We start from the raw sequence: 26692 nt of genomic DNA, 5'->3' as shown, positions 1-26692 counted from the left end.
TATACTATGCTGAATTTTCCAAATAGGAGGAATATATTATGTAGATATCAGAAATATTTAAATTAAACAAAAGCCAGCATGAACTAGATTTTGTAGATATTGATTTATCCAATGAATTACCTTTATTTTTAGATGCCTATATATTTACTTTGAAGAATGATGTATGGTCAAAAAAATGCGATGACATTATTAGTGATTTTTTTAGAAATATTTATGAAGCAGTAGAGTTGAATAAAAAAATAAAACTAAAAAACTTATGTCTTAATCTCACAGAGCCTAATGAAACCTGTTTAGGAAGATCTAAGGGGGAGCCAAGAGGAGCTTTTAAAAGTAATGAAAGTATGGTAGAAATATTTGAACAGTTATTTGAAATAAAAAAAATAGATAGTAAGCAATTTGCATCTATAAAAGTACTGTCAGATATGAAATTTTATGTTGATGGAGTAGGAAATGACACGATATCTGATATTGTAACAACTTTAATTCGTCGTCAACTACTTATTTATACAAAAAATCAATGTGATTTGTATGGAATACCAACAGAAAAAAGAACATCAAAACCTTTTTGGAATGAAATAACTTCACGATGGGAAAAGGAAGAAGATATAGAGCAACTAATAATCTCAGGAAAAAGAATATTGCTAGTTCCTAAAAATATTGTCTTTGCAGAAGGATATTACACATTTACAAAGGAACAATTTGTTCAACATGATATGCTAAGTTACCTTCAGAAAATAGAGTTGCAAACTCCAAATAGTACTTTAATTAAGCATAGAGCACCTAAGAAAAACCAAACCGTTGGAGACCCATTTGTTACCAAAGAGAGTCTTAGGGATAGAGACAAGGTTGATAAAAAGAAAAATATACTTGAATTTAGTAGTAAGTACCCAGAAATTATGAATAATTTTAAAGATAAAGAACATTTTAGTAGTTTAAATATTATAGAGTTCTTTGAAATTAGTAATAACGAGTTAACAGATAGTCAGTATAATGAACTAATAGAGGCATTTATAAAAACGTTAAAAAAAATTCCAAAAGGAAAAATGTATGCTGATGAGTACCACGAATTTATACTTGGTTTATTAACATTTATTTTTTATCCATCATTGTCTAATCCTAAAAAGGAAACTCCTATAGATAATAAGAGGAAAAGAATTGATATAACGTATATAAATACTGCTGATAAAGGTTTTTTTAGTAATTTAAAATCAGAAATTACATCAAATTATATATATGTTGAATGTAAGAATTATTCATCTTCAATTTCTAATCCAGAGTTTGATCAACTTGCTGGAAGATTTAATGAGTCTACTAGTAAAGTAGGGATGTTAGTTTGTCGCGAATGTGATAACTTAGCTTTTGAACGTGCGTCTGGTCAATTTCGTAGAAAAAATGAACTCTTGTTGATAATCACAGATGAATTATTGATTGGTATGTTAAAAAATATGAAGTTAACAGAACTAAATACTGATATTAGTCTGTTAGCTCATGAAAAACACTTATATGAACTTAAAAGAAAAACAGAGGTTGAAAAGTATTAAAGACGTAAAATGCTGCAAACCCTCTGCATTCATAATGAGTTCGCAACATTCATTTTATTATAGACTTTTTGTTTAGCTCTTGGTTTTTTCAGATATTAAAATCCTATAATAATTTTTAACTCTAACAATGATGCTTTATGTATCTTGCTTGCTGATGCTATATAAAGATGGATATACCTATTGTTTCTCTGAATCTATTCGAATGCCTAGCTGCAACAATTCAAGAGATTATTAGGCACGCCACTGTTTCAATATACGCTCATCCATAGAAAGGTTGAGAATCAAGTTTTTGGTCTTGGACGGGCTAATTTTTACTTTTCCGTCCAGATCGGCAAGCCCCTTTTCGAAGTCAATGTCAGACCATATGAGAGGCATCATTTCATCCTTGAGTAATCTAGAATAACCAAATGTGTGTAAAATGGCATAGCCTTGTAAAGATAAAATTGAAACAATTTATAATAGGAACAAGAGGTGCGAAACTTATTTTGCTGATTCAAATTGATTCAAGTAATATCATATTCAATCCTTTTACATAAATTTTTGTCCACATAGCAATTCATAAAACGTTAATTGCTGAATCCATTACGAATTCATTCGCTTACGGATACAGTATGGGACGGAGATTTCTCAGAAATCGAGTACCATTCAACTATACAGTTCAAGACACTTTTCAAGAAATTGGAAGTTGTCTTTTTTGTGAGGTCATTTTTTCTTGAAGAAAAAACTCTTCCAAATAATATATCTATTTCCACTTCTTCAATATCATTTCTTTTGGAATAGATGATGCTGTCAATTCGTTATTTATAAACTCTTGAAGTTACTGCTATACTAATTGTCCTTAAAGACTTAAAGAGTGGTTGAGTGTGCACGAATGGGAGATTCTGGGAATCTAGCTTTTTGATTTTCTTAAAAATATAACATATAATATGTATATAAAGGAGAGGGTGAAAGTGGAAAAGGCATTGAATAAAAAGATTGAACGAAAAGTACGAAAAGTTGGCAGCAGTTTAACCGTGACACTACCAAAAGATGTGTTGGAGTTTGCTGACATTAATGAGGGTGACACGATTGAATTTTCGACGAAAAACGGTGACTTAGTCATCAAAAAACGCGAAGAAATTGTATCAGCGGAATTTATGAAACTTGTAGAGGAGATTTACAACGAACAAGAACCCGTATTCAAGGCATTGGTAGAGCGATGATCAAAACGCCTAATGAAGTAGAACTCATATTCATGAATGCATATCTGATAAAGAAAGATTCTCCAGCTGAAACGATAGGTGTGAAAGATGCTTCAGCTCTAAACATGTGTGTGCGCTCTGTCCATCAATCAGTCTTTGACGAGGACTTGTATCCGACTGTGGAAGATAAAGCATCCATCCTCTATATTAACCTTATCAAGAAACATTGCTTTCACAACGGCAATAAAAGGACAGCTACTATGGCTATGAACTATGTCTTAAAAATAAATGGCTTGGAATGGATCATGAACCACGACGACACTGTTGAACTGGCAGTGAAAGTTGCTACTTGGAATAACTCGGACTTTGATAGTCTAAAAGACTATGTCGTTCAAACGATTAAAGAGAACACTAAAAAACAGCAAAAATAACGAAACGCTTTCCAATTAGAGGGCGTTTTTTTGTAGACTAGGGGATTATAAGTTCAGCCATCAATGTCTAGCTCCCAAGTCCTGACCTAGTGAAAAAAAGATAAATTTGCCCCATTGCGCGCTTCGCTGCTCATTCAGGGTCAAATTTCCTATTTTTTCATAGGCCAAGGCGGACTTGTCCGCTTTTCTTATTTGGATCAAAAAAAATACTGATTTGATTTTGCTGTCCTATGCTACATCTATGAGAGCGAATACGAAATCATTAAGGATTCAGCCAGCGCTAAGCGCTAGTAATATTCAATAAAGAAAAGTACAACGCAATAAACTGATCACAGCCACGAAAAATTGAGAATTATTATTCTACTGACGGGTTTCATTTCTCTAAAAAGGTATGTTTTTTCGTATCTAATTAAAAATTCTGTATCAAAGATGCTTATTCATATTAGATTATCAAAAACAATAAAAAGCATAAATTTTATATAAGTTATGCTTATCTAATGAAGGTCAGATGGGCTAAGTATTTATGGTTTTTGCAAACAGTTTAGAAAATTAAAGGAAAAGATATTGACATCTATTGTATTTCGATATATCCTTACATTACAAAAAATAGTCTTCAGGGCAGGGTGCAAGTCCCTACCGGTGGTAAAGCCCACGAGCCGTAAGGCAGATTCGGTTAGATTCCGAAGCCGACAGTATAGTCTGGATAAAGCGAAGGCAGGATAGTTGCAGAGAAGTTAAGATACCCACAACCTTTTTTTAACATGTAGCGATTATGGGTTTGTGAAGCAATTATTAAATAGTCTTATTTAACTATAAGCCGAAGCCCTGGATATAAAATTCTGGAGCTTTTTTTGTATAGTAACATAAAAATTAAATAGTCTTCAGGGCAGGGTGCAAGTCCCTACCGGTGGTAAAGCCCACGAGCCGCGAGGCAGATTCGGTTAGATTCCGAAGCCGACAGTACAGTCTGGATGAGAGAAGACGTCAGTTTAAAAGAACAACAACCACATACGAAAGTATATGGATTTATTTGTGGTGTCTTTACAAACAGAATGACAAAAGCCCTGAGACAAAATCTTGAGGGCTTTTTTATTTTGGAAGGAGTGAGATGGTTGGATGATCAATATATGAGGATGGCACTGAACTTAGCAAAAAAAGGAAAAGGTTGGACATCTCCCAATCCCTTAGTGGGTGCTGTAATAGTGAAAAATGGAAAAGTTATCGGGCAGGGATACCACCAAAAATATGGGCAGGCTCACGCGGAAGTAAATGCTATTGAATCTGCAAAAGAGGATGTGGCTGGAGCAACGTTGTATGTGACGTTAGAACCTTGTTTTCATTTTGGGAAAACACCTCCTTGTTCTAACTTACTAGTAGACAAGAAAATCAAACGAGTAGTCGTGGGGACACTCGATCCCAATCCGCTAGTTGCAAGAAAGGGAATCGAAAAACTTCGTAGCAATGGAGTTGAAGTGGTTACAGGTGTGTTAGAAGAAGAGTGCCAAAAATTGAATGAGATTTTCATGAAATTCATTGTTACCAAAGAACCATTTGTGGTTATGAAAAACGCGATGTCTCTAGATGGAAAGACAGCTACAGTGACTGATGAATCTCAATGGATTTCTGGCGAAACATCCAGGAGACAAGTGCACTCCTTGCGCCACGAACTATCGGGAATTATGGTAGGAGTAGAAACGGTTATCAAAGATAATCCTCGACTAACCTCCAGGATAACGAACAGTCGTAATCCTATTAGAATTGTTGTCGATAGTCAGCTAAGGATTCCAAGCACTTCAAAGGTACTAACTCAACAAGATGAAGCAAAGACAATAGTGGCGACCACAAGAAGAGCTCGTAAAGAAAAAATAGACATGTTAAAACAAATGGGTATTGAAGTGATTGTAACCAAAGAAAAACACGGAAGAGTTCATTTACGAGAATTAATGAATATATTAGGCGCTAGGGGCATCGATAGTATCTTGTTAGAAGGTGGGGCAACTCTGAATTTTTCAGCCTTGGAAGAAGGGATTGTGGACAAAATACAATTTTACATTGCACCAAAAATAATCGGAGGGAAAGAGGCTAAGACTGCTGTAGAAGGGGCGGGGATTCACTCATTAAAAAATGTATTCCAAATTGAACGGATGACAGCTGTGATGGTCGGGGAAGATTTATTTGTGGAAGGGTATATTGCTAAATAAAGAGAAAAAATTGAATGGAGGAATACGATGTTTACTGGAATTGTTGAAGAAGTGGGAACCATTCAATCAATTAAACGAGGTAGAAAATCTTCGGTACTCAAAATAAAGGGACAAAAAGTATTACAAGGTACTCGTATCGGAGATAGTATCTCCACAAATGGTATTTGTTTGACGGTGACGAAAGTAGGAAATGATTTTTTTGAGGCAGATGTCATGTCCGAGTCCTTGAACAGGACTAACATAGGGGAATTAGTACCTGGAAGTTACGTGAACCTGGAACGAGCATTAAGTTTGGCAACGCGACTTGGCGGTCATATAGTTAGCGGGCATATCGATGGAACAGGGAAGATTAGAAACTTGAAGCGTGACGATAATGCCGTTTGGATTACGATTGAAACAGCTCCGGAATTATTGCGTTACATTATCGAGAAGGGTTCCATAGCCATTGATGGTGTTAGTTTGACAGTAGTCACGGTGAATGATCAGTTTTTCAAAGTCTCTATTATTCCTCATACAGGGGAAGAGACAATCCTATTACAAAAGAAAATGGGTGATACCGTAAACCTTGAATGCGATATGATTGGAAAGTATGTTGAGAAGTTACTAGGATTGGATTCCAAAGAGGATGTTCAAGAGGGACAAGTAACAGCGGAGTTATTAAGAGAGAATGGGTTCTTTTAGAACGGAATGGAGAGGGACATGTTTAATACGATTGAAGAATTGCTTGATGATTTAAGAGAAGGGAAAAACATCATATTAGTGGATGATGAAGATAGAGAAAATGAAGGAGATATCATCTGTGCTGCTGAATTTGCTACTAAAGAAAATATAAACTTCATGGCTAGTTATGCCAAAGGTCTAATTTGTATGCCAATGCCTAAAAGCTATACAAAAAGATTAGCATTGCCTCAAATGAGCCTAAATAGTACAGATAATCAGGGGACTGCATTTACTGTTTCAGTGGATCATGTGGATACTACAACAGGTATTTCAGCTGGAGAACGGTCCCTGACGGCTATGAAGCTGGTGTCCAAGGATGCAAAGCCGGAAGATTTTAGAAGGCCCGGCCATATGTTCCCGCTAGAAGCGGTTGATGGAGGTGTACTGGTACGAAATGGACATACAGAGGCAACGGTTGATTTAATGCGTTTAGCAGGTTTGGAACCTGTTGGCCTGTGTTGTGAAATCATGAATGAAGATGGATCGATGGCAAGAAGAGATGATTTAATGGCTTTAGCTAATCTTCATGAGTTAAAAATCGGTACAATTGCTGATTTAATTGAGTATCGTAAAATCAAAGAACAGGTTATTTTCTGCCAATCCCAAGCACTGTTACCTACTAAATATGGTGATTTTGAAATCTATGCTTATGAACATGAGGTAAGTGGTGAGCACCATATCGCCTTGGTTATGGGGGAAGTCAGTGAGGGTGAACCGGTACTTTGTCGTATTCATTCAGAATGTTTGACAGGAGATGTATTTGGTTCTAAAAAATGTGACTGTGGACAACAGTTGGATGCAGCAATGAAAAGCATTGCTGATGAAGGAAGAGGGATTTTGATTTACATGCGTCAAGAAGGACGTGGAATTGGTTTGGTAAATAAAATAAGAGCTTATGCATTACAAGATCAAGGACACGATACAATTGAAGCTAACTTGGCGCTTGGCTTTCCAGCTGATTTGCGAGAATATTATGAATGCAAACAAATTTTTGATGATTTAGGTGTTTCGCAACTACGACTGATGACCAACAATCCTTTGAAAGTAGAAAGCATGAATAAATATGGTTTAGATATTGTAGAAAGAATTCCGCTTCAAATGGAGGCTTTTACAGAAGATGAAAGCTATCTAAAGACCAAGCAAGAAAAAATGCATCATTATCTGAATTATTAAGAAAAAAGGTAAGTATTCAGTATTAAAAAAATAACATAAATGGTGGTATTAAAATGAACATACTTGAAGGACAATTAATTGCAAAAGATATAAAAGTTGGTATTGTTATTGCACGGTTTAATGAATTTATAGGATCAAAATTATTAAGCGGAGCTGTGGACGGTTTAAAAAGACATGGCATGTTAGAGGAAGAAATTACGGTCGCATGGGTGCCGGGAGCTTATGAAATTCCTTTAGTTGCACAAAAAATGGCTGCTTCAGGAAAGTATCATGCCATTATCACTTTAGGAGCAGTAATTAAAGGATCGACATCGCATTATGATTATGTATGTGCAGAAGTTTCAAAAGGAGTAGCGACGGCTTCAATGAACACAGGAGTGCCAATAATATTCGGGGTCTTGACGACAGATAATATCGAACAAGCCATAGAGCGTGCCGGTACGAAAGCTGGAAATAAAGGATATGATTCAGCAGTCTCAGCGATTGAAATGGTCAATTTGCTGAAAGGGATGTAAGTAGAATCTTGATTTAAAATGCTTCAAGGACTTGTCATGGCTTACCCTGTGAAGCAAATGTTCTCGAACAATGTTAGTACAATGGGAATGCCTATCGAACACTACGAGCTTGCTGCAAAAACCAGTGAAATGAGTGGGAGTCGAATATCAGAAACAACTAACGTTGCTTATCAAGAAGGTTGTATAGCTGAATATTATTTTTTTATAAAAGTGCAAGCTTGAGATGGGAAATTACATCTGAAGCTTGCACTTTTTATCGAAAGCTAGAAAGAGCCTAGTACCGAACCGTTTTACTATTAAAAACGGCATAATTTTTCTACATCTATAGTTCTTTTACTCATCTTTAGTATAATGAATAGTATCGAACAAATTTGACTGATCATTTGCTAAGAGTCTCCAGTACTACCGGCAAAGCAAAATTTTGAGGTGAAGAAATGGAAAAGACGGTTTATCCAACAGAAATACTAGATGTAACAATTGAGAAAATTAATTCAAAAGGGTACGGCTACACGCGTTACATTCATCCGCCAGATAAAGGGTCGAATGGGAAGCATTTAAATATCAATGTGAAAAACGTTGTACCTGGCGATGTGGTAAGAGTAGCGGTCGAAAATGCAAAAGGACGTAACAAGGTAGTTGTGGATTATGATGAATTATTAAAAGCGGGGTCCACACGCAATTTGAAAATACCAACCCACAAAGCTGTTTCAGGAGGCACACCGCTTCAATACATGTATTATGATAATCAATTGGTCTATAAAATGGATACGGTAAAAGAGTACTTAGAAGGAGCTGGTTTTGATTCTAGCTTCGTTCAACCAATTATCGGAATGGATGACCCAAACCGTTATCGCAATAAAATGGAACTGACTTTTGGAACAAACGGTGAGCTCGGTATGCACCAGCAGGGGAACCATCGTCAGGTCATTGACTTAGAAGATTCGATTTTAGCGCCTAAAGTTTTGGTGGACGTGAAACATGTTATTAGTCAGTGGCAGAAGGACTATCAATTGCCAGGCTATAACAAAACGTCTCAGAGTGGTTTGTTGCGTAATTTATTGATGCGTACTTCTTTTGCGACGGGTGAGTTGATGGTTGTTTTATATGCAACAAAGGCGCCTAGTGAGCTTCAAGAAGCAACGAATGACTTGGTAGAGCGCCTGACATCGCAATTTGATAACTTAGTCAGCTTGCAATGGGCGGAGTATGCAGCTGCAGGAGAACGGGTTCAAGCAGATAGGATACATGTTCTACATGGCCGCGACTATATCAATGATGAATTAAATGGTTTTAAATATCGAATCTGGCCAGACACCTTCTTTCAAGCAAACCCTGTTCAAGCGGAGAAGTTAGTCGAATTAGCTTTAGAAATGGCAGATGTCCATAGTAATATGAGGGTGCTGGATTTATTCTGTGGCGTAGGAACCTTCAGTTTACCTTTTGCCAAACGCAGCAGGGAATTAGCCGGAATTGAAATTGTTGAGAACTCGATTCTGTCAGCGAGACGCAATGCAACAGAAAATGGCTTGGATAATACTTACTTTATGACAAACGATGCCCGCATCGGCTTGAAAGAATTGAAAGAAACTTGGGGCAGCCCCGATTTATTAGTCTTGAATCCACCTAGAAATGGTGCTGGCGGTAAAGTAATGCGGAGCATCGGCCGTTTTGGTACTGATAAAATAATCTATATTTCATGCAGTCCAAAAAGTTTGGCTGAAGATCTGGTATGGCTAAAAGCTTTTGGTTATGAGTTGGTAACTGTGCAGCCAGTCGATCAATTTCCGCATACCACACATGTTGAGGCGGTAACACTACTTGTGAAAGAGCGTTAGCGACAGAAGAAGTAGATGTTTCACCCATACACGGACTTCCCAAGAAGACAAGCCGATAGGCGCAGTCTGACTGGTAGAAGTCGTCTGCTGAGTGTGTGGTGTTGATGTCAAGAAATTCACTCAGTAATTAAATAAAGTGTTGAAAATAAAGGCTTATCCTAAAGCTATCGTTACAAGGTAATGGTAGTAGGGGATAAGCCTTGTTTTTTATAAAAAGAGATTAAGTGGAAACGTATCCCACAGGCAAGAGTTAACACTAGGGGATGGATAACAGAAAAAATGCACCACTTGCACCTATCTCAAATATGTGATTTTACGTAGAAAAAGGCTCCCTGTATCGTATGAATAGAACGCTAGCAAAAACTTTTCATCCAGCACTTATCAAGAGAAAAAATAAGATATTGGAAAATTTAAAGGAACCACTTAAAGATTTTAGATAGAAATTGAAAAATGTGTAGACAGAATAAAATATGTCTGCTTCCTGAGTTTGATAGCTGAAATGCGAAAAACTCACTTGAAAGACTATTATAATAATCTTCTAGGGAGTTTCGATTTTTTAAAGTTGTATATATACAACGATCGTTGATTTAAAAGAGATTTAAGAAAAAGAATCCTTTGATTACATTTTAGTTTAATTCGTAAAATTCACAAGTATATATACGTGTAGATATACTATTTAAAAGAATAATTCAAGAGATAAATACTGATTTGATAGCGTTTATAGCACTAAAATAAAAAAGTAACTGTCAATCTCAGGAAAATGTGTCTGCTTCTTTTGGTGGAAAGCGAGCTTGACATTTGTTTCGAAAAGAATTATATTTATGTAAAGCTAGCTTTACATAAAAGGAGGGAATGTAATGTGAAAAATAGACTTGAGGAAATTAGAAAAGAAAAAGGAATAACACAAGAAGAACTTGCTAATGCTCTTGAAGTATCAAGGCAGACGGTTGGTTCTTTAGAAAATGGAAGATATAATCCATCAATTATATTGGCATTTAAAATTGCTAGATTCTTTGATTTATCAATTGAAGAAGTCTTTATTTACGAGGAGGATAAAAATGAAAAATAATAAAATATGGTATTTAGGATATATAATAGGAATTTGTAGTTTAATTCTAGTGTTTGCTCTTAAGCTAAATGAAGCCGTTGAGATTGCATTGACTTTTGTTTTTGCTATTTGTGTATCTCTTTCTCATGTAAAAATTGTGCATCATAAAATGATGGAGAAAGATCATAATTACAAAATCAGTGTAAATGATGAAAGAAATGAAAAAATAAGAGATAAGGTAAATGCAACGATGGCATCTATACTAATGCTTTTAATGGGAATGATTGCAGTTGTTTGCATTTCAGTAAAAGCATATTTACCAGCTGCTCTTTTAGCTGTTTCAGTTGGATGCTCTCCGTTAATTATGTTTTTTATCAATAGATATTATGAGAAAGAATATTAAGATAGGTCCTGACCTGTCTGTTAGGGACCGGGCTATCCTTTAATAAAGTATGTATTAGAGTGTGCTTTATAAATGAAATTCGAGAGAAAACAGGCTTGATTAGAAAAGCAATCGAGTATTACGAATAAGATGAATAGCACCAAATCATCCATAGTAATCAGCCATACTCCCTCTCCCGCATACCAAAATTAATCCAACTCTTATACCCGACACATGTTGAGGCGGTAACACTACTTGTGAAAAAGCATTAGCGACAGAAGAAGTAGAAGTTCCGCCCATGCACGGACTTCCCAAGAAGACAAGCCGATAGGCGCAGTCTGATTGGTAGAAGTCGTCTGCTCAGTGTGTAGTATTGCTTGAGGCTGTTAGAGCTTAGCGATATACAGCCTCAGCTGCGTAACGAAGTGTAACTGATGCAAAAGGTTAGAGACTAAAATCTTGATGTTATAATGTTCTTGATGGACCACATAAGAACTCCCACTAATATTAAAAGGAGTAAACTTAGTTTAAAGATTAAGTGACTCCTTTTTATTATGCAAGCAGGGGTATGTCTGTGGGAACTAGTCAATAAGAGTAAGGGTGTTAGGTTGGATAGGAAAATTATCAAACCTATGAAGAAAGTAGTCAGCACGTGAGTACAGGTACACTTACCATTACTTATAGAGCTTTTATATAAGCTTGAATTCAAAGCCTACATTGATAGTTTTGAACATGTAGGCGTATGTTTGTTTTAAGTTCCTTATGTGACTTTAGCAGTTATGACGGTATCGGTAATCGTCGTTTATCTAGTTGAATTTCTTTTAATCTAATTAATAGACTCAGTATATAAGCTTTTCGCTGACTTACTGAGTCTTTTGCTTTATTTAAAAATAGTGACTAAAGCTTGAATAGCTTGATCAATTTCATCAAGCTCTAGCCCACCATAACCTAAAATATAACTTTGGTCGAACCGGTTCTTTAATTTAGCGTAGTGGTTGACCGGTTGTAAGCGGATCTTATTTTCAGCTAGCCTAGCTTGAATCACGTCAGTCGGTGGAATCTCACCCTCAAAGTTAATAATTAAGAAAAGTCCAGCCCCTGCTTCCTTAATGGTTAGGGGTAGTTGGGTTTGGTTAAGCGCTGCAAGAACCGCTTTTTCCTTACGACGGTAATTAGTCCGCAGGCTATTAATATATTTAGGAAAATGGGCAGAATTGAGAAAATCAGTCATTAAATATTGCTCAAAGCTGGAAATATCACTGGTTTTTAATTTAGCTTGATGGAATTTATTCATTAATTGATCGGGTAAAACTAAATAAGACATCTTAAAAATTGACCCCATACTTTGACGAAAGGCCCCTAATAAAATGACTCGCTCTTGGTCGTCCAGACTAGTCAAAGCAGGAACAGGACGGCCCTTAAGGCGGAACTCATTATAGTAGTCATTTTCAATAATATAACGGTTTTCTGCCTGATAGGCCCATTTTAATAAACGCTGACGTCGACGCATCCCCATGATAATGCCAGTGGGAAACTGATGGCTGGGAGTAGTTATCACGATGTTAGCTGAGGTAGTCTCCAAATCTTTAACTGAGAAACCATATTTATCAATCGGAATTCGAATAGTCTTTTGCTGATAGTCTGTAAAGAGATCTAAATTTTTATAATAGCCAGGATCTTCTAAGGCATAAATTGCATCTTCTAATAAGGCAAATAGAGTCTGTAAGCTAGCCGTATGACCACCTGTAATGATGATATTGTCAGCTGAAGTCATCACTCCCCGGTATTTACGTAAATAATTAGCGATAGCCAAGCGTAAAGAGAGAGCACCCAAGTCATCTTTAAAATTACAATTAACCACGCTTCTGGCTAGCGCTTCGGGTGCATACTGTAATAATTGTTTGGGATTTAAAGTAGATATATCACGGTTGGCAAAGTGGAAATCATAAGTATATTGGCTGGCTTCACTTATTTGAGAATGCTCATGTTTTAGCGGCTTTGTCTCCATTTCCTCAGAGGGCAACATATCAATCTCTAGTAAATCCACATAATAACCAGATCTTTCCCTCGGCACTATATAGCCTTCATCAGTCAGTTGGTCATAAGCGTTAATGACCGTATTAAGACTGACTTTTAAATGATCTGCCAAGGCCCTCCGTGAGGGGAGTTGGTCTCCACTTTTTAAATGTCCTTGGGCAATTTGCCGGATGACTTCATCGACTATTTGTAAGTAGAGGTGTTGGTCTTCGTTAAAGTTCACCGTAATCATGCTTTTCCTCCTCTCGTATTATCCATTATACAATAAAAAACTATTTGGACCCATAAAAATATCTGTTTTTGCATCTTAAGAAATATCCAAAAGACTGTTAAAGTGGAGACAATATTTGTAAAGGAGTAATCAAAATGAAACTATCAATTGAAGAAGTACATAAACAATTAGCTGGTGGCGTAATCATGGACGTGGTAAATGTGGAACAAGCTAAAATTGCAGAAGCAGCTGGTGCCGTAGCGGTCATGGCTTTAGAAAGAGTTCCGGCAGACATTCGATCTGCTGGTGGTATTAGTCGGATGAGTGACCCTCAAATGATAAAAGAAATTCAAGCAGCAGTTTCTATACCAGTCATGGCGAAAGTAAGAATTGGTCACTTTGTCGAAGCTCAAATCTTAGAAAGTTTACAAGTTGACTATATTGATGAGTCAGAAGTTTTATCAGTAGCTGATCATGTTTATCATATTGATAAACAACCATTTGAAACACCTTTCGTTTGTGGAGCTAGAGATTTAGGTGAAGCTTTACGCCGTATTCAAGAAGGGGCTAAAATGATTCGTACTAAAGGTGAAGCAGGAACGGGGGATGTCAGTCAAGCGGTTAGTCACTTAAGAAAAATCCATGAACAAATCCGCTATGTGGCTTCATTACAGGATGATGAGCTCTTTAACCAAGCTAAGGAATTAGGCGTCTCTTATGATTTATTAAAGCGAGTCCATGATACTGGTAAATTACCTGTGCTGAACTTTTCAGCTGGCGGGGTGGCAACACCTGCTGATGCGGCTTTAATGATGCAATTAGGTGCTGAAGGAGTTTTCGTTGGTTCAGGCATTTTCAAATCAGGTAATCCAGAAAAACGTGCCAAAGCCATAGTTGAAGCAGTAACCAATTACAAAGATGCTGCCAAATTAGTCGAAATCTCAACTGATTTAGGCGAAGCGATGGTAGGTATTAACGAAGACGAAATTAAAGTCATCATGTCTAAGCGTTAACCATTAAAAACAAGGGTTTCAAAAGTCAGTGGGCTTGGTCTCCTGACTTTTTTATAGACTAGGGGATTATAAGTTCAGCCATCAATGTCTAGCTCCCAAGTCCTGACCTAGTGAAAAAAAGATAAATTTGCCCCATTGCGCGCTTCGCTGCTCATTCAGGGTCAAATTTCCTATTTTTTCATAGGCCAAGGCGGACTTGTCCGCTTTTCTTATTTTATCCTAAGCCGTCTGGGAGCTCCTCTTCCGTGGGGAGTTATCGAGGAGTTACTTAACACCACTTTGAATGATATTTGTAATAGAGAGTATGGTATAGCTGTATCTAAATATAAACTCTCGATAAAAGCAAAAAAGTTCATTAATAATCTTTATTATAATCACAATATAAATCTTCTTGCTTGGTCTCATCATTATCTTGATTTTTATTTCAGCGCGTCATACTTTGGCCTCATAGTCGTAGAATCACTATGGAGAATGAAAAAAACAATTATTAAATATGAAATTATGCTAATAGAAATTTATTTAATTTACTTAGCATATTTAATAACTTGATGAGAGAATTTATTTAATGCTGAGATAGTAAGGAATAAAGTTTAAATTAATGAACTGTTAAAAGAAATCAGTAGAGTGAGCTTTTCAGAAAGTTATTTTATTAAATCGATAAAAAAGGCTATTAAAACCACAGTGCTGCGACACTTTAATCAATTAATAGCTTAATCACGTTACAAGTTCCGCCCATGCACGGACTTCCAAGAAGACAAGCCGATAGGCGCAGTCTAATTGGTAGAAGTCGTCTGCTGAGTGTGTGGCTTTGATGTCGCGTTCATCCGTAAAAAAAAGTATAATAATAGGGTTCCTGAGTATTTAAAAATCTTAGGAACCCTTTTTAATTATTGATCACCGGCAAAGATGACTAGCGTTGGTCTGAGTAGCATCGGCATCTTTACCATTGATTTTCTAAGAATAAATCAAGTCTTTTTGATTTTGTCGTTTCCATAGAGTCATCTTACTCGGTGAATCTGATTGCTGTTCATCCGGATTCTCGGACTAGATTGAGCAGCTTTTTATAAACTGGAGGAACCATTCTAGTTTAATTTAATGAATACAACTATTGGAATGTCAACACTAAACTGGACAAAAATTATAAGGTGAGTTGCTTGAATTCCACAGGCGTTAAATAGCCTAGTGTTCCGTGAATTCGAATGTTGTTGAACCAATGAACGTCATCATTAAGTTCAAGAGCGAGCTGTTCAAGTGAAGAGAAGTGAGCTTGATTAACGAATTCTGTTTTAAATACCTTGAACATTGCTTCAGCCACAGCGTTATCATAAGGGCATCCCTTCATGCTTAGCAATCGCTGGATACCAAACGTTTCAAGTGCCTCTGAAATTAGCTTATTATCAAACTCTTTTCCTCGGTCGGTATGAAACATTTTGACATCATTTAAATTAACTTGGATGCTCGCAATCTTTTGATACACAAGCTCTGCCGTTTTGTTCGCACCTGCACTATGCCTAATAATTTTACGATTAAACCGGTCGACAAACAGGCATACATAGTGCCAATTTTTTTCCGACACGGACATATGTTAAACCGCTAACAATCACTGCTAATTGTTCATCATGCTTGAAGTGACGCTTTAGTTCATTTTTTACTGGAGCTTCGTTACAACTTGATTTATGTAGCTAAAATTGCGCCACGGTATAGTTTGATACCAAGCCTCATTCATTCATTCATTCATTAGACGCCCAATTGGACGACGTGAAACATGTTTCGGTTCAGGTCATTTCTCTAATTCTTTTTTGATTTTACGAGAGCCATAATTATGACGGATTTCTTTAAAAATACGGGTAATTTCCTTTGAAATCTCTATATCTTTGGACTTTTTGACATCTTTACCAGATAAATAGGCATGATAATAATAGGTGCTTTTCGGAATATTGAGGACATTACACATCGCTGATACTGAATATTTATGAGCATTATTTCGAATCACATCTATTTTCGTCCCATGATCAGCGCTGCTTGCTTTAAAATATCGTTCTCCATTAATAATCGTCGGTTTTCTTTGCGTAATCGAGCGAGTTAACTTTCTTCTTCAGACCGATTATCTTTGGCTGCGAAAGAACCTGTTTCTTGATGATTTTTAACCCAGAGATCTAATGCAGAGGGTGTAATATCGTATTCTCTCGCAATGTCTGCACGAGATTTACCATTTTCATAAAGCTTCACTAATTGTAGTTTAAATTCGGGTGTAAATGTTCGACGTTGACGTGTCATAGTAGCACGCTCCCTTATAGTTATAGTCTAAGTTTCCTAGCCCTTATTTTATTTGTCCAACTTAGTGTAACCTATCCAAATTGTTAATGATGAAACAACCTTTAAGGAAAGTAGGCTATGGTGGCATTATTGGAGAACAACTTGTTGATGAAAGTTAAAGAAGAATATATCCTTAACAGCAGGTACACATACCATCAAAGTTAAAGCAAGAATACCCAGTGTACAGTTTTATGGTGTAGAGTTATCTCAGACTTCAGGCAATCATCTAGCGCGGGTGAAGCAGAATTTTTACTTGCTCCGCGAAAATATAGAAGGGTAAATGGTCAAACGGTAGAACCTGACCGGGCATTTAAATTATTGATCGAAGTGTTGAGAAGAAAACCTGACTCAGCTCTTATTTGGTACGAAGACTCCAGGGATGAAAATCCGCTACCTAGCAATTATTGGACAACCCTAAGAGGTGAATGGGAAGTATGGAAAAAAGATGATTTTAACAATCCACGTACTTATCCACAACTTGATGGAAAAGGTGAATTGACATGGAGATATTTAGGTTTTAAAGATATACTCATTCGAGCAAAAATTGGATTCCCACAAAACGGAAGTGGGAGAGCAGAAGTTTTTGTGGAGATTTGTTTTGTTGTTTAAATTATACTTCTCAACATCTAGAGTTGTATAAAAGTAATCCATTTCTGGGTAGTTATAATGTTCAAATTGAACGAACATCAAACGCTAATTTACGAACTGCTCCTAATCTGTAGACGACTGAAATGCGAATCGGTAATAATTCTGTCATGGTGTATTCCGGGGCAGCAAACATATTCAGATTTAAAGTGGATATAAATGATTTCAGAGGAGGCTATGCAGGGATTCGTTCAGATAAACGTATGATAACTGACTTACTTCGTTTAGGAGATGCTTGGACATACGAACCATATGAAAGTGTAGATATAACTTTTCCAATGGAAACACAGTAGAATTTGGAAGAATACCAAGAACAGGAGTTACCAGTGATAATGAGTTCCAAGTCTTTAAAATAAATAATGATGTGGAAGAGATAAGCACAAGAAATGATGATATATCAATGGATTATGATTTCTTAAACTCACAAGAATTACCATTAATTGCAGGAAATGATTATACCGTCAAAATAAAACCAAAGGATATTAATCTTTGGATATCACGATTATTTCTAGGAGATGCCGATGGTTTTTCGATTCTTTATTATCAAGATGTCGATAGTCTGGTTTATTGGGCAAATGAAGCGGCTTACCGATGGAAATTACGAGGGATTGCCATTTGGTCATTAGGGCAGGAAGATATGCGAGTGTGGGAAGCATTACCCAAACAAATATGAATAATTCAAGGGTGTCTACAAAATGTGGACACCCTTTTTATATAGATGTTTTTAAAACTGAAGGGGGAAATTTTCTATGAAGGACATATGGAACTGGATACAGATTATCGTTACAGCGCTAGGCGGATTTATTGGTTGGTTTTTAGGAGGGTTAGATGGCTTTTTGTATGCGTTGATCATATTGATTGTTGGTGATTATATCACTGGAATTATGTGTGCAATTGTTGATAAGGAACTATCTAGTGAGAATGGTGTTTGTGGCAGAATAAAAGTACACAACTTTGCAGTGTAAAAGTGCAGAGTTTTGCAATGTAAAAAATCATTGCCAGCCACCCGATAAACCTTTAATGTTTTAGTGTCGAAGCTAAACATGGAGGTTGAGAGGATGCTGACAATGACTGACATTAATACTATCAAAAACTTAAAAAATAATCACGGATATTCGGTAGACAAGATCCGAAAAGATTTAAAAATCAATTGGCGAACGGCTAAAAAATATGCGGACGATGACCAATTACCGCTTGATGTTATTCATTTAAAAAAAGGAATGATGTACGATGACAAATGGGGTGACATTGTTAGTTCATGGCTGGCAGAGGATGCTAGGCTGACGAAGAAAAAACGTCGGACGACAGTGCAATTCCTTAAGGAATTAAAGGCAATTGGTTTTACTGGGTCTTATCGCACGGTTTGTATGTTCGTTCAAGAATGGCATGTGACCCATGTAGAAGGCGGCGTGGATGATGGGAGTGAACGGTTGGAACACCCTCCTGCCGATGCGCAGCTAGACTTTGGTACCATGGAAGTGGAACACAAAGGAGAATTTAAAGACGTCAAGGTGTTGGTAATGTCGTTTCCGTATAGTAATGCGGGATTTGCCGTCGCCCTTCCCTCCGAAAATCAAGAATGCCTGCTTGAGGGTATGAAACAGCTCTTCAGTCAAGCGGATGGCGTCCCTAAAAACATCCGCATTGATAACATGTCAACGGCGGTCAAGGAGACCAAATCGAAGTTCGAACAAGCGCAATTGACCGATGGCTTTCAGCAGTTTGCCAACCATTACGGCTTCCACACAAGTCTGTAATCCGAGAAGTGGGAATGAAAAAGGAAGTGTGGAAAACAAAGTCGGCTACGTACGGTATAACTTCTTTCCAACCGCTCCTCGCATGGCGGATTATGAATCTTTAAACAAGGATCTTTATACACAACTTCTGAAAGATCGGAACCGCCAGCACCATGAAAAACCGTCACTGATTGAAGAGTTGTGGGTAGAAGAAGGGGCTGCCCTTTGGGCGCTTCCTAATCATGATTATCCGGTGAGGAGAGAGTTAGTGGTGACTTCGAACAAGTACAACGAAATCGTGTTGGATAAGACCAGAATCCATATTCCGCGGGCAAGGAACCACTCTCTGCTCACGGCACGTCTGACATGGGATAAGTATCAAATCGTTTCTGGAAATGGTGAGATTATTGACGAGGGGAATCGTCCCTACATGGGGAAATCTCGCAAAATCCCCTGGGAAATGATCCTGAGGGATTGGCGCCGGAAACTAAATACCGTTCCTTATTCACGATACTGGAAATACTTGCCCGGTAGAATCCAGCACTACTTAAACACAGAGGACTTGCGTGTGCGCTACGACCGGGTTTCAGAGCTTCTAGAGTTGTTGCCACACAACGATATGACAACCATTAATGAGCGTTTTTTTGAACTGGTTGGGGAACGCTCAGAAGGCGTGGATCCTTATGAAGTCAGATGGTCTGCCTACGATAAACTGACAAAGGGGGAAAACTAGTTGGGGAATGAGTTGGAAGAATTATGTAAGTCACTGAACCTGTCGCATGTGGCAAGACGGGTGGGAGAGATTGAGCATGATTCAAAAGAAACCTTCTTAATCAACTTACTCCGACATGAAATAAGTTGCCGGGAAGCAGCGAAAATAGAACGGTTTCAGAAAAGTGCTAAATTCCCTTCGCGAAAGTCCTTGGGGGGTACGAATGGCACCCGCACATCAAGCTGCCGACGGCAGAAACGCGTATCGAGTTAGAATCCTGTGCTTTTATTCAGAGGGCTGAGAATGTCGTTTTAGTCGGTTCTCCGGGAACGGGAAAAACTCATTTAGCGATTGGTCTTGGACGCAAGGCGTGTGAATTGGGTTATGAAACGAGGTTCCTACGTGTGTCTGACCTTGTGATAGAACTGGAAAAACACTGGCGGAATCACACCCTCGAGCAGTTTAAGAGACGGTTTGATAAAGTAAAATGTGTCATACTCGACGAGATGGGCTATGTCCCGTTCACGAAGGAAGGCTCTGAGCTGCTCTTTCAGCTCATCAGTGATTGGTATGAAACGAAAAGTATCATCATTACATCGAACCTTGAATTCAGCCAATGGAACCGTGTTTTCGTTGACCCTCGGTTAACGGCTGCACTGGTGGATCGCTTGATTCATCATGCGCATATTTTAAGTTTTACTGGCGAGAGCTACCGGCTGAAAAACGCGCTATCAAATACATCAAAATAACGGAAATATCGGGTGGCAACATTGTGTACTTTTCTTTGCAATCTTGTGTACAAAACTATTGCAAAACACACCATCGCTGATAAGACCCTATCAAGTGAAGTGGGATTTATCGGAATCAGCCGTAAAGTGCTGATTTTTGTTTTAGTGGGTGTAGCCAATATTTTAGACGTTTATGTGATTGGTGATGGGAGCGTACTAAGAACAGCGATTGTTTTCTTCTATCTATCAAATGAGGGAATTTCGCTGTTAGAAAATTCAGCTCACCTTGGACTACCGATCCCAGAGAAACTAAAAGATGTATTAAAGCAGCTCCATAAAAAGAACGAGGAGGAATAATCATGAAAACTACAGGAATTGATATTAGTACGTGGCAAAAACCAAGTCAGATTAACTATGACCAACTTGCAAAAGAAGTTGATTTTGTCATCCTTCGAGCAGGATATACGGGCCACGGTACAGGAGTAAGTTTGCACAAGGATGATGCCTTTGAACAACACTACAAAGCCTTTCACGAGAGAGGTATTCCTATCGGTGTTTACTGGTACAGCTGTGCCAATACCAAAACCAAGGGCATAGCAGAAGCGAATAAATGCCTAGAAATTATCAAAGGCAAGACCATCTCTTATCCCGTATTTATTGATACAGAGGATAATTATCACCAGCGACCAAGTGGCAAGAAAGCCATTTCCGATGCTTTAGTAGGCTTTTGTGAAACCGTAGAAAGTGCTGGCTATTACGCCGGCATCTATGCGTCTAGTTCTTGGTTTCAAGATTTAACAGAACTGGATCGTATAGCACCTTATGATTTCTGGGTCGCTCAGTGGTCCAGTAAAGAACCGACACTTCGTCATGGTCTCTGGCAGTACACAAGCAAAGGTAAACTGAATGGTTATTCAGGCAATTTGGATATGAACTATGCCTATAAAGATTACAAAGCGATTATCCAAAGTGCAGGGCTTAATTATCTTGGTAAAGAAGAAAATGCACCTGCTCCTACACAAAAGAAATCGGTCGAGCTGCTGGCCAAGGAAGTCATTCAAGGGTTATGGGGTAATGGTGAAGAACGAAAGAAACGCTTAACAGATGCAGGCTATGATTATGCGGCGGTGCAATCAAAGGTCAATGAAATGCTATCTAGTAAAAAGTCTATTGATGCCATCGCAAAGGAAGTCATTCGTGGCGATTGGGGTAACGGACAAGATCGAAAAAACAAACTTACAAAAGCCGGTTATGACTATATTTCAGTACAAAAAAGGGTCAATGAACTCTTGAAATAAGAAGTATCAAAAATGCTTATTGTACACTTTGCATATATTGAAAGTGACTAGAAATAAACTCAAAAATTCTATTTAATCGCAAAAAGAAAACCTGTGAAATCAATCTTTGTTATGGACTGATTTCACAGGTTTTAAATTATTTAGGGTTTATTTCCTAGTCCCAACCAATGAAATCAGTGAGTTTATAACCACGTTCTTTAAGCTCTATCCTATAGCTACAGCCAATGAACTTTCCTACTATGTGAATGATGGGATATTAAAACCAATCGGCAAATATTATATCTTTCAAGAACTGGTAAACCCTATTTACAATCGCAAGGGTAATCAAATCACGGTATCGCTGGCAGTGAAGTACCTCGACCAACAGACTAAAGCAACGCAGGTATCGCAATTTGACTTGGTACTTGAAAAGAGCGGAAGTAACTGGAAGATTATAAAATGAAGTGAGATAGTGTATAGTCCACATATATGTGATCTATACGCTATTTTTTTTGAAATTAAACATTTTTGAGATATTCGCTATCTAGTGCTTTTGCTAAATCACTGGTAGGCAAGAAAAATTCATCATTGATAAAGTTAGAATAAAACTATATACTAAAATAGACAACAGTGTCTATTTTGTTGCAGGAGGATTATCTATGCCACAAGTCAGTGAGAAGTATATAGAAAGTCGAAAAAATATGATAGCAATATCAGCAATAAATGTCTTTGCTAAAAAAGGGTATTCTAACGCTTCAATGAGAGATATTATGAATGAAGCTAAAATTTCAAGAGGGGGGTTATATGCACATTTTAAAAATATTGATTCCGTTTTTATAGAGGTGCTCAAATATGAAGATTCGCTACAAGCCAACCAGTTACTAAACCCTGACTTGAATAAGCCCTTACTACCTCAACTAAATGATTGGAGTTGTGAGATTGTCCTATCCATTCAAAATACAGAAACTAATTTAATTCGTGCTAAATCAGAATTTTTTCTCTCACATAATATTAAAGATGTTCCATATTTACGTGAAAGACATGAAAAACTTTCGCAAAATATTCAACAATTTATTAGTGTAGGGGTTGAGAAAGGCGAATTTAAAAAACAGATTGATGTAATCTCTTTTTCTGAATTATTAATTTCAATGATTGATGGGGTTATGCTACACCAATATTATCAATATTCTTTTGATACTAATCTCGTACAAATAATTAGTTTGATGAATAATATGATTGAGAATATCTTAACTTAGGAGGGTTGTAAATGTTTGAAAATAAAATTATTAAGCTACGGAAGTTATCAACTAATGATTATAGCACTTATCATAACTGGCGTAATGATATAGAGGTCATGAAAACGACCAGTCCTCAACTTGACATATACACGCTGGAGGAAACAGAGCAATTTATTTCAGTAATTGCTTCTCAAGCTAATGCTAAAGGTTATATGATTGAACATAAAGAATCTGGACAAACTGTCGGTATTGTTTCTCTAATAAATATAGATTATAAGAATCGTTCTGCTGAATGTATTCTTGATATTGGTGCAAGAGATATGTGGGGTAAAGGTATCGGAACTTCGGCTATGTCCTTAATACTTGGATTTGCTTTTTATGAGCTAAATTTACATCGAGTATATCTACAAGTATTTTCATTTAATGAAAGAGCAATAAAATTGTATGAAAAAATGGGATTTACACATGATGGAAAGTTTCGAGAAGCAATTTACCGTGACGGAAGATGGCATGATACTGTCATTATGAGTATTCTAAAAAAAGAATACTTAAACAAAGAGCAATCTGACCTGTAAATATGTTCAGATTGCGAATGTGGAACATAAGGGTTGATTAATATGATTGAAAAAAGTAAGTGGATATTCTGTCCGATTTGTAATTCCAAAACTCGTATAAGGATACTTTCCAACACGGTATTGACTAATTTCCCCTTATACTGTCCAAAGTGTAAACAAGAAACTTTAATAAATATAAGTTCTTTACAAATAACAGTAATTAAAGAGCCAGATGCAAAGACGCAGAGCCGATAATTTGAGGTTAATTCAATCTCATCTTATCGGCTCTTCCTGTTATGTATGAACTTTAACTAGTCTTTGACATTTCTTGATTCATTGATACCATTAGCTAATGCTTCCATGAGTGCTAATTCTCTATCAGTGAAGTTATCCATAAGTTTTTCTACCTGTAACCGTCTGGTGCTTTTTACAAGATCGTTGGCAGGTAAGAAAAATTCATCAACGGACACATGAAGTAATGATACAAGGTCATAAAGAATTTGTATACTTGGGTGTTGCCCCTTATTTTCAATATTGGTTAAGTAACGTGGGTCAATTTCAATCAATGCTCCCACTTGTTCACGAGTTAAACCTTGCTTCAATCGAGCTTCTTTAATGGCTAAACCAAAGGCTCTAAAATCATATCTATCTTCCTTTTTACGCATAATAAACCACCTCTATACATTTTACTGTTCCTATCAAATTAGAAACAGGATGTCACTCCAAACATTTTGAAACATACATTCTGTACTAACTATGTAAATGAAGGAATGGATACGAAAGCATTACGGTATATTATGGGTTCACAAGTATAAACATGGCCTATCAAGGAGTACTTCTCTTTGGTAGGCTTTCTTTTTTTCTAAACCGTCAGATTCTATCACCTCCCGAGGCTACTAGGTAGAGGGCAATAAATAAATCGCCCTTTGGAAAGAGGTGATGGATATGAAACACAATCTCAAAATTAGTGTTTCTAAGAAACCACAGACAGGCGGACTTGTTGCCTACCGTAATGTGTCCGTAAGGGAACGAATTCTTCGCTTTCTTTTAGGGAGTATACAGCGTGTAACGATTGTGATCCCTGGAGATAGCATCGAGGAACTATCTATCTGTGAAATTATGAAAGGAGGAACTAACCTTGAGCAAAATAAAATTACTGCTTGAAGTGGTCAATGATATGCGAAGTCTTGCTGACAGCATACAGGCAGTTTGCGATGCGATGACAGAAGGAGATCCTGCTCCAGGTGCAAAAGCTACAACTGAACAAGAACCAGTAAAAGAGCCGGATATCCCACTTGAAAAATTGCGTATGGTACTTGCTGAAAAGAGCCAGATTGGGTTTACTGCCGAAGTGCGAGGACTCATTCAGAAGTATGGTGCAGACAAGTTAAGTGCTGTTGATAAGGCTTATTATTCTGACATCTTGAAAGATGCGGAGGAGCTTGGAAATGGGTAATCATGCAATATTATCTGCATCCTCATCCCACAGGTGGCTTAACTGCCTACCCTCTGCAAGACTTGAACTGGAGTTTGAAGACCAAAGTGGTGAGGCAGCAAAAGAAGGCACAGCGGCTCATGACCTGTGTGAACACAAACTAAAAAAGGCACTTCATATGAGAAGTCAGCGACCTATCGCTGAGTATAACTCTGATGAGATGGAGGAATGTACAGATGCTTACGTGGACTTTGTTATGGAGCAGGTGGAACTTGCAAGAAAGTCTTGCACAGATCCTATCGTTCTTATTGAACAACGTCTTGACTTCTCTTGTTATGTTCCAGATGGTTTTGGGACAGGAGACTGTGTAATCATTTCAGATGACAGACTTCACATCGTAGACTTTAAATATGGAATGGGTGTGCTAGTTGATGCAGTGGACAATCCACAGATGAAGCTCTATGCCCTAGGAGCACTTGGAATCTATGATCACCTGTACGACATTAAAGAAGTGTCCATGACGATCTTTCAGCCTAGAAGAGAAAATGTCAGCACCTGGACAATACCGGTGGAAGAACTAAAAGGCTTGGCGGAAGAGGAACTAAAGCCCAGAGCTGACAAAGCCTTCAACGGTGAGGGTGAATACATTCCCGGTCCATGGTGTACCTTCTGTAAAGCGGCAAACAGATGTCGGGCCAGAGCCGAAGAAAAGCTAAAACTTGCAGAGAAAGAATTCAAGATGCCACCTCTGCTGACGGATGCTGAGATAGAAGAAATCTTACTTATTCTTCCCGACCTTACCAAGTGGGCGAATGAAATAACAGCCTATGCCACTGATGCAGCAGTCAATCACGGTAAAGAGTGGAACGGTTTTAAAGTTGTGGAAGGTCGCTCGGTTCGCAAGTACAAAGATGAAGGAGCCATTGCAGAAAAAGCCGTGGCAGGTGGATATAAGGACATTTACAGAAAGAGCCTTATTCCGCTGACAGAGATGCAAAAACTGATGGGTAAATCCAAATTTGAGGAACTCCTCGGTGACCTCATTTACAAACCACCGGGTAAGCCGACTCTTGTTCCAAACTCAGATAAAAGACCGGCAATGAACGTAGCAGATGCTAAAAACGAATTTAACGAAATTATGGAGGATTAAATATTATGGCAAATATGCAAAACAAAACAAAAGTTATCACAGGTGTAAACTCAAGATTTTCTTACTTCCACGGATGGGAGCCTGTATCTATTAATGGTGGTGCAGAAAAGTACAGCGTATCCGTCCTTATTCCAAAGGATGACAAGGAAACCATTAATGCTATCCATGCAGCAGTTGATGCTGCCATTGAGGAAGGTATCGCAAAGTTTGGTGGTAAGAAACCAAATAAGGCAGCCATTAAACTACCGCTGCGTGATGGTGATGTAGAGCGTGATGATGAGGCTTATAAAGGCCATTACTTCATCAATGCGAATAGCAAGACAGCGCCACAGATTGTAGACAAAAGTGTTAAGCCGATACTGGATCGTAGCGAGGTATACAGCGGTTGTTATGGTAGGGTTTCTCTTAACTTCTATGCTTTCAACTCAAATGGTAATAAAGGTGTAGCTTGTGGTCTTGGTAACATTCAAAAAATTAGAGACGGAGAACCTCTAGGCGGTAAGACTTCTGCAGTAGATGATTTTACGACTCTTGTCGATGATGACTTCCTTGCCTAAAAGGAATAGAAAACTTGATGGTGGTGGAGGACTTCCCTCTGCCACCTTTTTTCATT

The 26692-nt window shown here is 37.7% G+C and carries 30 protein-coding genes, 2 pseudogenes and 2 riboswitches; of the genes and pseudogenes, 29 read left to right on the top strand and 3 right to left on the bottom strand.

All coding sequences use genetic code 11. The annotated features are described in order from the left end of the window. The first annotated feature begins 149 nt into the window (after positions 1-149). The 11 genes from EJN90_RS03295 to EJN90_RS03245 all read left to right on the top strand — a co-directional run bounded on the left by EJN90_RS03295 (position 150) and on the right by EJN90_RS03245 (position 11048). Complete coding sequence (locus EJN90_RS03295; protein ID WP_227872567.1) at positions 150-1541, top strand: hypothetical protein; 1392 nt, start codon at positions 150-152, stop codon at positions 1539-1541. Between the two features lie 950 nt (positions 1542-2491). Beyond that, positions 2492-2743, top strand: a complete 252-nt coding sequence (locus tag EJN90_RS03290; protein ID WP_164543990.1) for an AbrB/MazE/SpoVT family DNA-binding domain-containing protein — start codon at positions 2492-2494, stop codon at positions 2741-2743. Then, a complete protein-coding gene (locus tag EJN90_RS03285; RefSeq protein ID WP_265415843.1) occupies positions 2740-3153 on the top strand; it encodes a type II toxin-antitoxin system death-on-curing family toxin in 414 nt (137 codons plus the stop codon). The genes EJN90_RS03290 and EJN90_RS03285 overlap by 4 nt, the downstream gene beginning before the upstream one ends. Before the next feature lie 605 nt (positions 3154-3758). Continuing rightward, positions 3759-3873, top strand: a riboswitch (FMN riboswitch). Positions 3874-4026: 153 nt separating this feature from the next. Then, positions 4027-4140, top strand: a riboswitch (FMN riboswitch). A gap of 140 nt (positions 4141-4280) precedes the next feature. After that, positions 4281-5354: a bifunctional diaminohydroxyphosphoribosylaminopyrimidine deaminase/5-amino-6-(5-phosphoribosylamino)uracil reductase RibD gene (gene ribD / locus EJN90_RS03280; protein WP_174919291.1), complete on the top strand. Its 1074-nt coding sequence runs from the start codon at positions 4281-4283 to the stop codon at positions 5352-5354. Between the two features lie 27 nt (positions 5355-5381). Then, entirely contained in the window at positions 5382-6035 is a 654-nt protein-coding gene (locus EJN90_RS03275) for a riboflavin synthase (RefSeq protein WP_126108849.1), read from the top strand. 18 nt (positions 6036-6053) lie between these two features. Further along, on the top strand, positions 6054-7247 hold the full coding sequence (locus tag EJN90_RS03270) for a bifunctional 3,4-dihydroxy-2-butanone-4-phosphate synthase/GTP cyclohydrolase II (protein WP_126108848.1): 1194 nt from the start codon (positions 6054-6056) through the stop codon (positions 7245-7247). Positions 7248-7300: 53 nt separating this feature from the next. Then, the gene (gene ribH, locus EJN90_RS03265) at positions 7301-7762 is read left to right on the top strand and encodes a 6,7-dimethyl-8-ribityllumazine synthase (protein WP_126108847.1); all 462 of its coding nucleotides are present in this window, start codon (positions 7301-7303) and stop codon (positions 7760-7762) included. A gap of 36 nt (positions 7763-7798) precedes the next feature. Then, positions 7799-7984: a hypothetical protein gene (locus tag EJN90_RS03260; protein WP_126108846.1), complete on the top strand. Its 186-nt coding sequence runs from the start codon at positions 7799-7801 to the stop codon at positions 7982-7984. Between the two features lie 212 nt (positions 7985-8196). Beyond that, complete coding sequence (rlmD, locus tag EJN90_RS03255) at positions 8197-9597, top strand: 23S rRNA (uracil(1939)-C(5))-methyltransferase RlmD (protein WP_126108845.1); 1401 nt, start codon at positions 8197-8199, stop codon at positions 9595-9597. A gap of 859 nt (positions 9598-10456) precedes the next feature. Then, a complete protein-coding gene (locus EJN90_RS03250) occupies positions 10457-10666 on the top strand; it encodes a helix-turn-helix transcriptional regulator (RefSeq protein WP_126108844.1) in 210 nt (69 codons plus the stop codon). Further along, positions 10656-11048, top strand: a complete 393-nt coding sequence (locus EJN90_RS03245; protein WP_126108843.1) for a DUF2178 domain-containing protein — start codon at positions 10656-10658, stop codon at positions 11046-11048. Before EJN90_RS03250 ends, EJN90_RS03245 begins: the two co-directional genes overlap by 11 nt. Positions 11049-11907: 859 nt before the next feature. On the opposite strand, the gene pdxR is transcribed toward EJN90_RS03245, so the two are convergent. Continuing rightward, on the bottom strand, positions 11908-13296 hold the full coding sequence (gene pdxR / locus EJN90_RS03240) for a MocR-like pyridoxine biosynthesis transcription factor PdxR (protein WP_126108842.1): 1389 nt from the start codon (positions 13294-13296) through the stop codon (positions 11908-11910). Positions 13297-13430: 134 nt separating this feature from the next. On the opposite strand from pdxR, the gene pdxS reads away from it, so the two are divergent. Next, positions 13431-14288: a pyridoxal 5'-phosphate synthase lyase subunit PdxS gene (gene pdxS, locus EJN90_RS03235; RefSeq protein ID WP_126108841.1), complete on the top strand. Its 858-nt coding sequence runs from the start codon at positions 13431-13433 to the stop codon at positions 14286-14288. Positions 14289-15426: 1138 nt separating this feature from the next. On the opposite strand, the pseudogene EJN90_RS03225 reads toward pdxS, so the two are convergent. Continuing rightward, positions 15427-16565, bottom strand: a pseudogene (locus tag EJN90_RS03225) (IS3 family transposase). A gap of 357 nt (positions 16566-16922) precedes the next feature. Here EJN90_RS03225 and EJN90_RS03220 point away from each other — a divergent pair. The 13 genes and pseudogenes from EJN90_RS03220 (at position 16923) to EJN90_RS03170 (ending at position 23749) form a co-directional block, all read left to right on the top strand. Beyond that, positions 16923-17213: a hypothetical protein gene (locus EJN90_RS03220; protein ID WP_126108839.1), complete on the top strand. Its 291-nt coding sequence runs from the start codon at positions 16923-16925 to the stop codon at positions 17211-17213. 122 nt (positions 17214-17335) lie between these two features. Further along, on the top strand, positions 17336-17542 hold the full coding sequence (locus EJN90_RS13950) for a hypothetical protein (protein WP_174919252.1): 207 nt from the start codon (positions 17336-17338) through the stop codon (positions 17540-17542). A gap of 107 nt (positions 17543-17649) precedes the next feature. Then, a complete protein-coding gene (locus EJN90_RS13945; RefSeq protein ID WP_174919250.1) occupies positions 17650-17922 on the top strand; it encodes a hypothetical protein in 273 nt (90 codons plus the stop codon). Between the two features lie 76 nt (positions 17923-17998). Then, the gene (locus EJN90_RS03210; protein WP_227872566.1) at positions 17999-18214 is read left to right on the top strand and encodes a phage holin family protein; all 216 of its coding nucleotides are present in this window, start codon (positions 17999-18001) and stop codon (positions 18212-18214) included. A 102-nt stretch (positions 18215-18316) separates the two neighbouring features. Next, the gene (locus EJN90_RS14010; protein WP_227872565.1) at positions 18317-19006 is read left to right on the top strand and encodes a hypothetical protein; all 690 of its coding nucleotides are present in this window, start codon (positions 18317-18319) and stop codon (positions 19004-19006) included. Beyond that, a complete protein-coding gene (locus tag EJN90_RS14005; protein ID WP_227872564.1) occupies positions 18957-19718 on the top strand; it encodes a hypothetical protein in 762 nt (253 codons plus the stop codon). Before EJN90_RS14010 ends, EJN90_RS14005 begins: the two co-directional genes overlap by 50 nt. A gap of 170 nt (positions 19719-19888) precedes the next feature. After that, entirely contained in the window at positions 19889-20446 is a 558-nt protein-coding gene (gene istB / locus EJN90_RS03200; RefSeq protein WP_227872605.1) for an IS21-like element helper ATPase IstB, read from the top strand. Positions 20447-20467: 21 nt separating this feature from the next. Then, positions 20468-20782, top strand: a complete 315-nt coding sequence (locus tag EJN90_RS03195; RefSeq protein ID WP_456077583.1) for a phage holin family protein — start codon at positions 20468-20470, stop codon at positions 20780-20782. A 2-nt stretch (positions 20783-20784) separates the two neighbouring features. After that, the gene (locus EJN90_RS03190) at positions 20785-21723 is read left to right on the top strand and encodes a GH25 family lysozyme (RefSeq protein ID WP_126108837.1); all 939 of its coding nucleotides are present in this window, start codon (positions 20785-20787) and stop codon (positions 21721-21723) included. 157 nt (positions 21724-21880) lie between these two features. Further along, positions 21881-22165: pseudogene (locus tag EJN90_RS03185) on the top strand (conjugal transfer protein); the annotation flags it as partial. 196 nt (positions 22166-22361) lie between these two features. Continuing rightward, positions 22362-22958, top strand: a complete 597-nt coding sequence (locus EJN90_RS03180; RefSeq protein WP_126108835.1) for a TetR/AcrR family transcriptional regulator — start codon at positions 22362-22364, stop codon at positions 22956-22958. 11 nt (positions 22959-22969) lie between these two features. Next, positions 22970-23515, top strand: coding sequence for a GNAT family N-acetyltransferase (locus EJN90_RS03175; protein WP_126108834.1), 546 nt, complete (start codon positions 22970-22972; stop codon positions 23513-23515). Positions 23516-23557: 42 nt separating this feature from the next. Further along, positions 23558-23749, top strand: coding sequence for a cysteine-rich KTR domain-containing protein (locus tag EJN90_RS03170; RefSeq protein ID WP_126108833.1), 192 nt, complete (start codon positions 23558-23560; stop codon positions 23747-23749). 56 nt (positions 23750-23805) lie between these two features. On the opposite strand, the gene EJN90_RS03165 is transcribed toward EJN90_RS03170, so the two are convergent. Beyond that, positions 23806-24159 carry a helix-turn-helix domain-containing protein gene (locus tag EJN90_RS03165; RefSeq protein WP_126108832.1) on the bottom strand — a complete coding sequence of 118 codons (354 nt, stop codon included), beginning with the start codon at positions 24157-24159 and terminating at the stop codon, positions 23806-23808. 280 nt (positions 24160-24439) lie between these two features. Between EJN90_RS03165 and EJN90_RS03155 the strand changes: the two genes are divergently transcribed. Genes EJN90_RS03155 through EJN90_RS03140 form a run of 4 tightly spaced genes read left to right on the top strand, consistent with a single transcriptional unit; the run spans position 24440 to position 26636 of the window. Beyond that, positions 24440-24658: a hypothetical protein gene (locus EJN90_RS03155; RefSeq protein WP_126108831.1), complete on the top strand. Its 219-nt coding sequence runs from the start codon at positions 24440-24442 to the stop codon at positions 24656-24658. After that, complete coding sequence (locus EJN90_RS03150; protein ID WP_126108830.1) at positions 24633-24950, top strand: rRNA biogenesis protein rrp5; 318 nt, start codon at positions 24633-24635, stop codon at positions 24948-24950. Before EJN90_RS03155 ends, EJN90_RS03150 begins: the two co-directional genes overlap by 26 nt. After that, a complete protein-coding gene (locus tag EJN90_RS03145) occupies positions 24943-26079 on the top strand; it encodes a DUF2800 domain-containing protein (protein WP_126108829.1) in 1137 nt (378 codons plus the stop codon). Before EJN90_RS03150 ends, EJN90_RS03145 begins: the two co-directional genes overlap by 8 nt. A 14-nt stretch (positions 26080-26093) precedes the next feature. Beyond that, complete coding sequence (locus tag EJN90_RS03140) at positions 26094-26636, top strand: DUF2815 family protein (RefSeq protein WP_425354863.1); 543 nt, start codon at positions 26094-26096, stop codon at positions 26634-26636. Positions 26637-26692 lie beyond the last annotated feature (56 nt).

Source organism: Jeotgalibaca ciconiae, from assembly GCF_003955755.1.
Taxonomy (GTDB): Bacteria; Bacillota; Bacilli; order Lactobacillales; family Aerococcaceae; genus Jeotgalibaca; species Jeotgalibaca ciconiae.
This window is presented reverse-complemented; position numbering and strand designations above follow the sequence as displayed.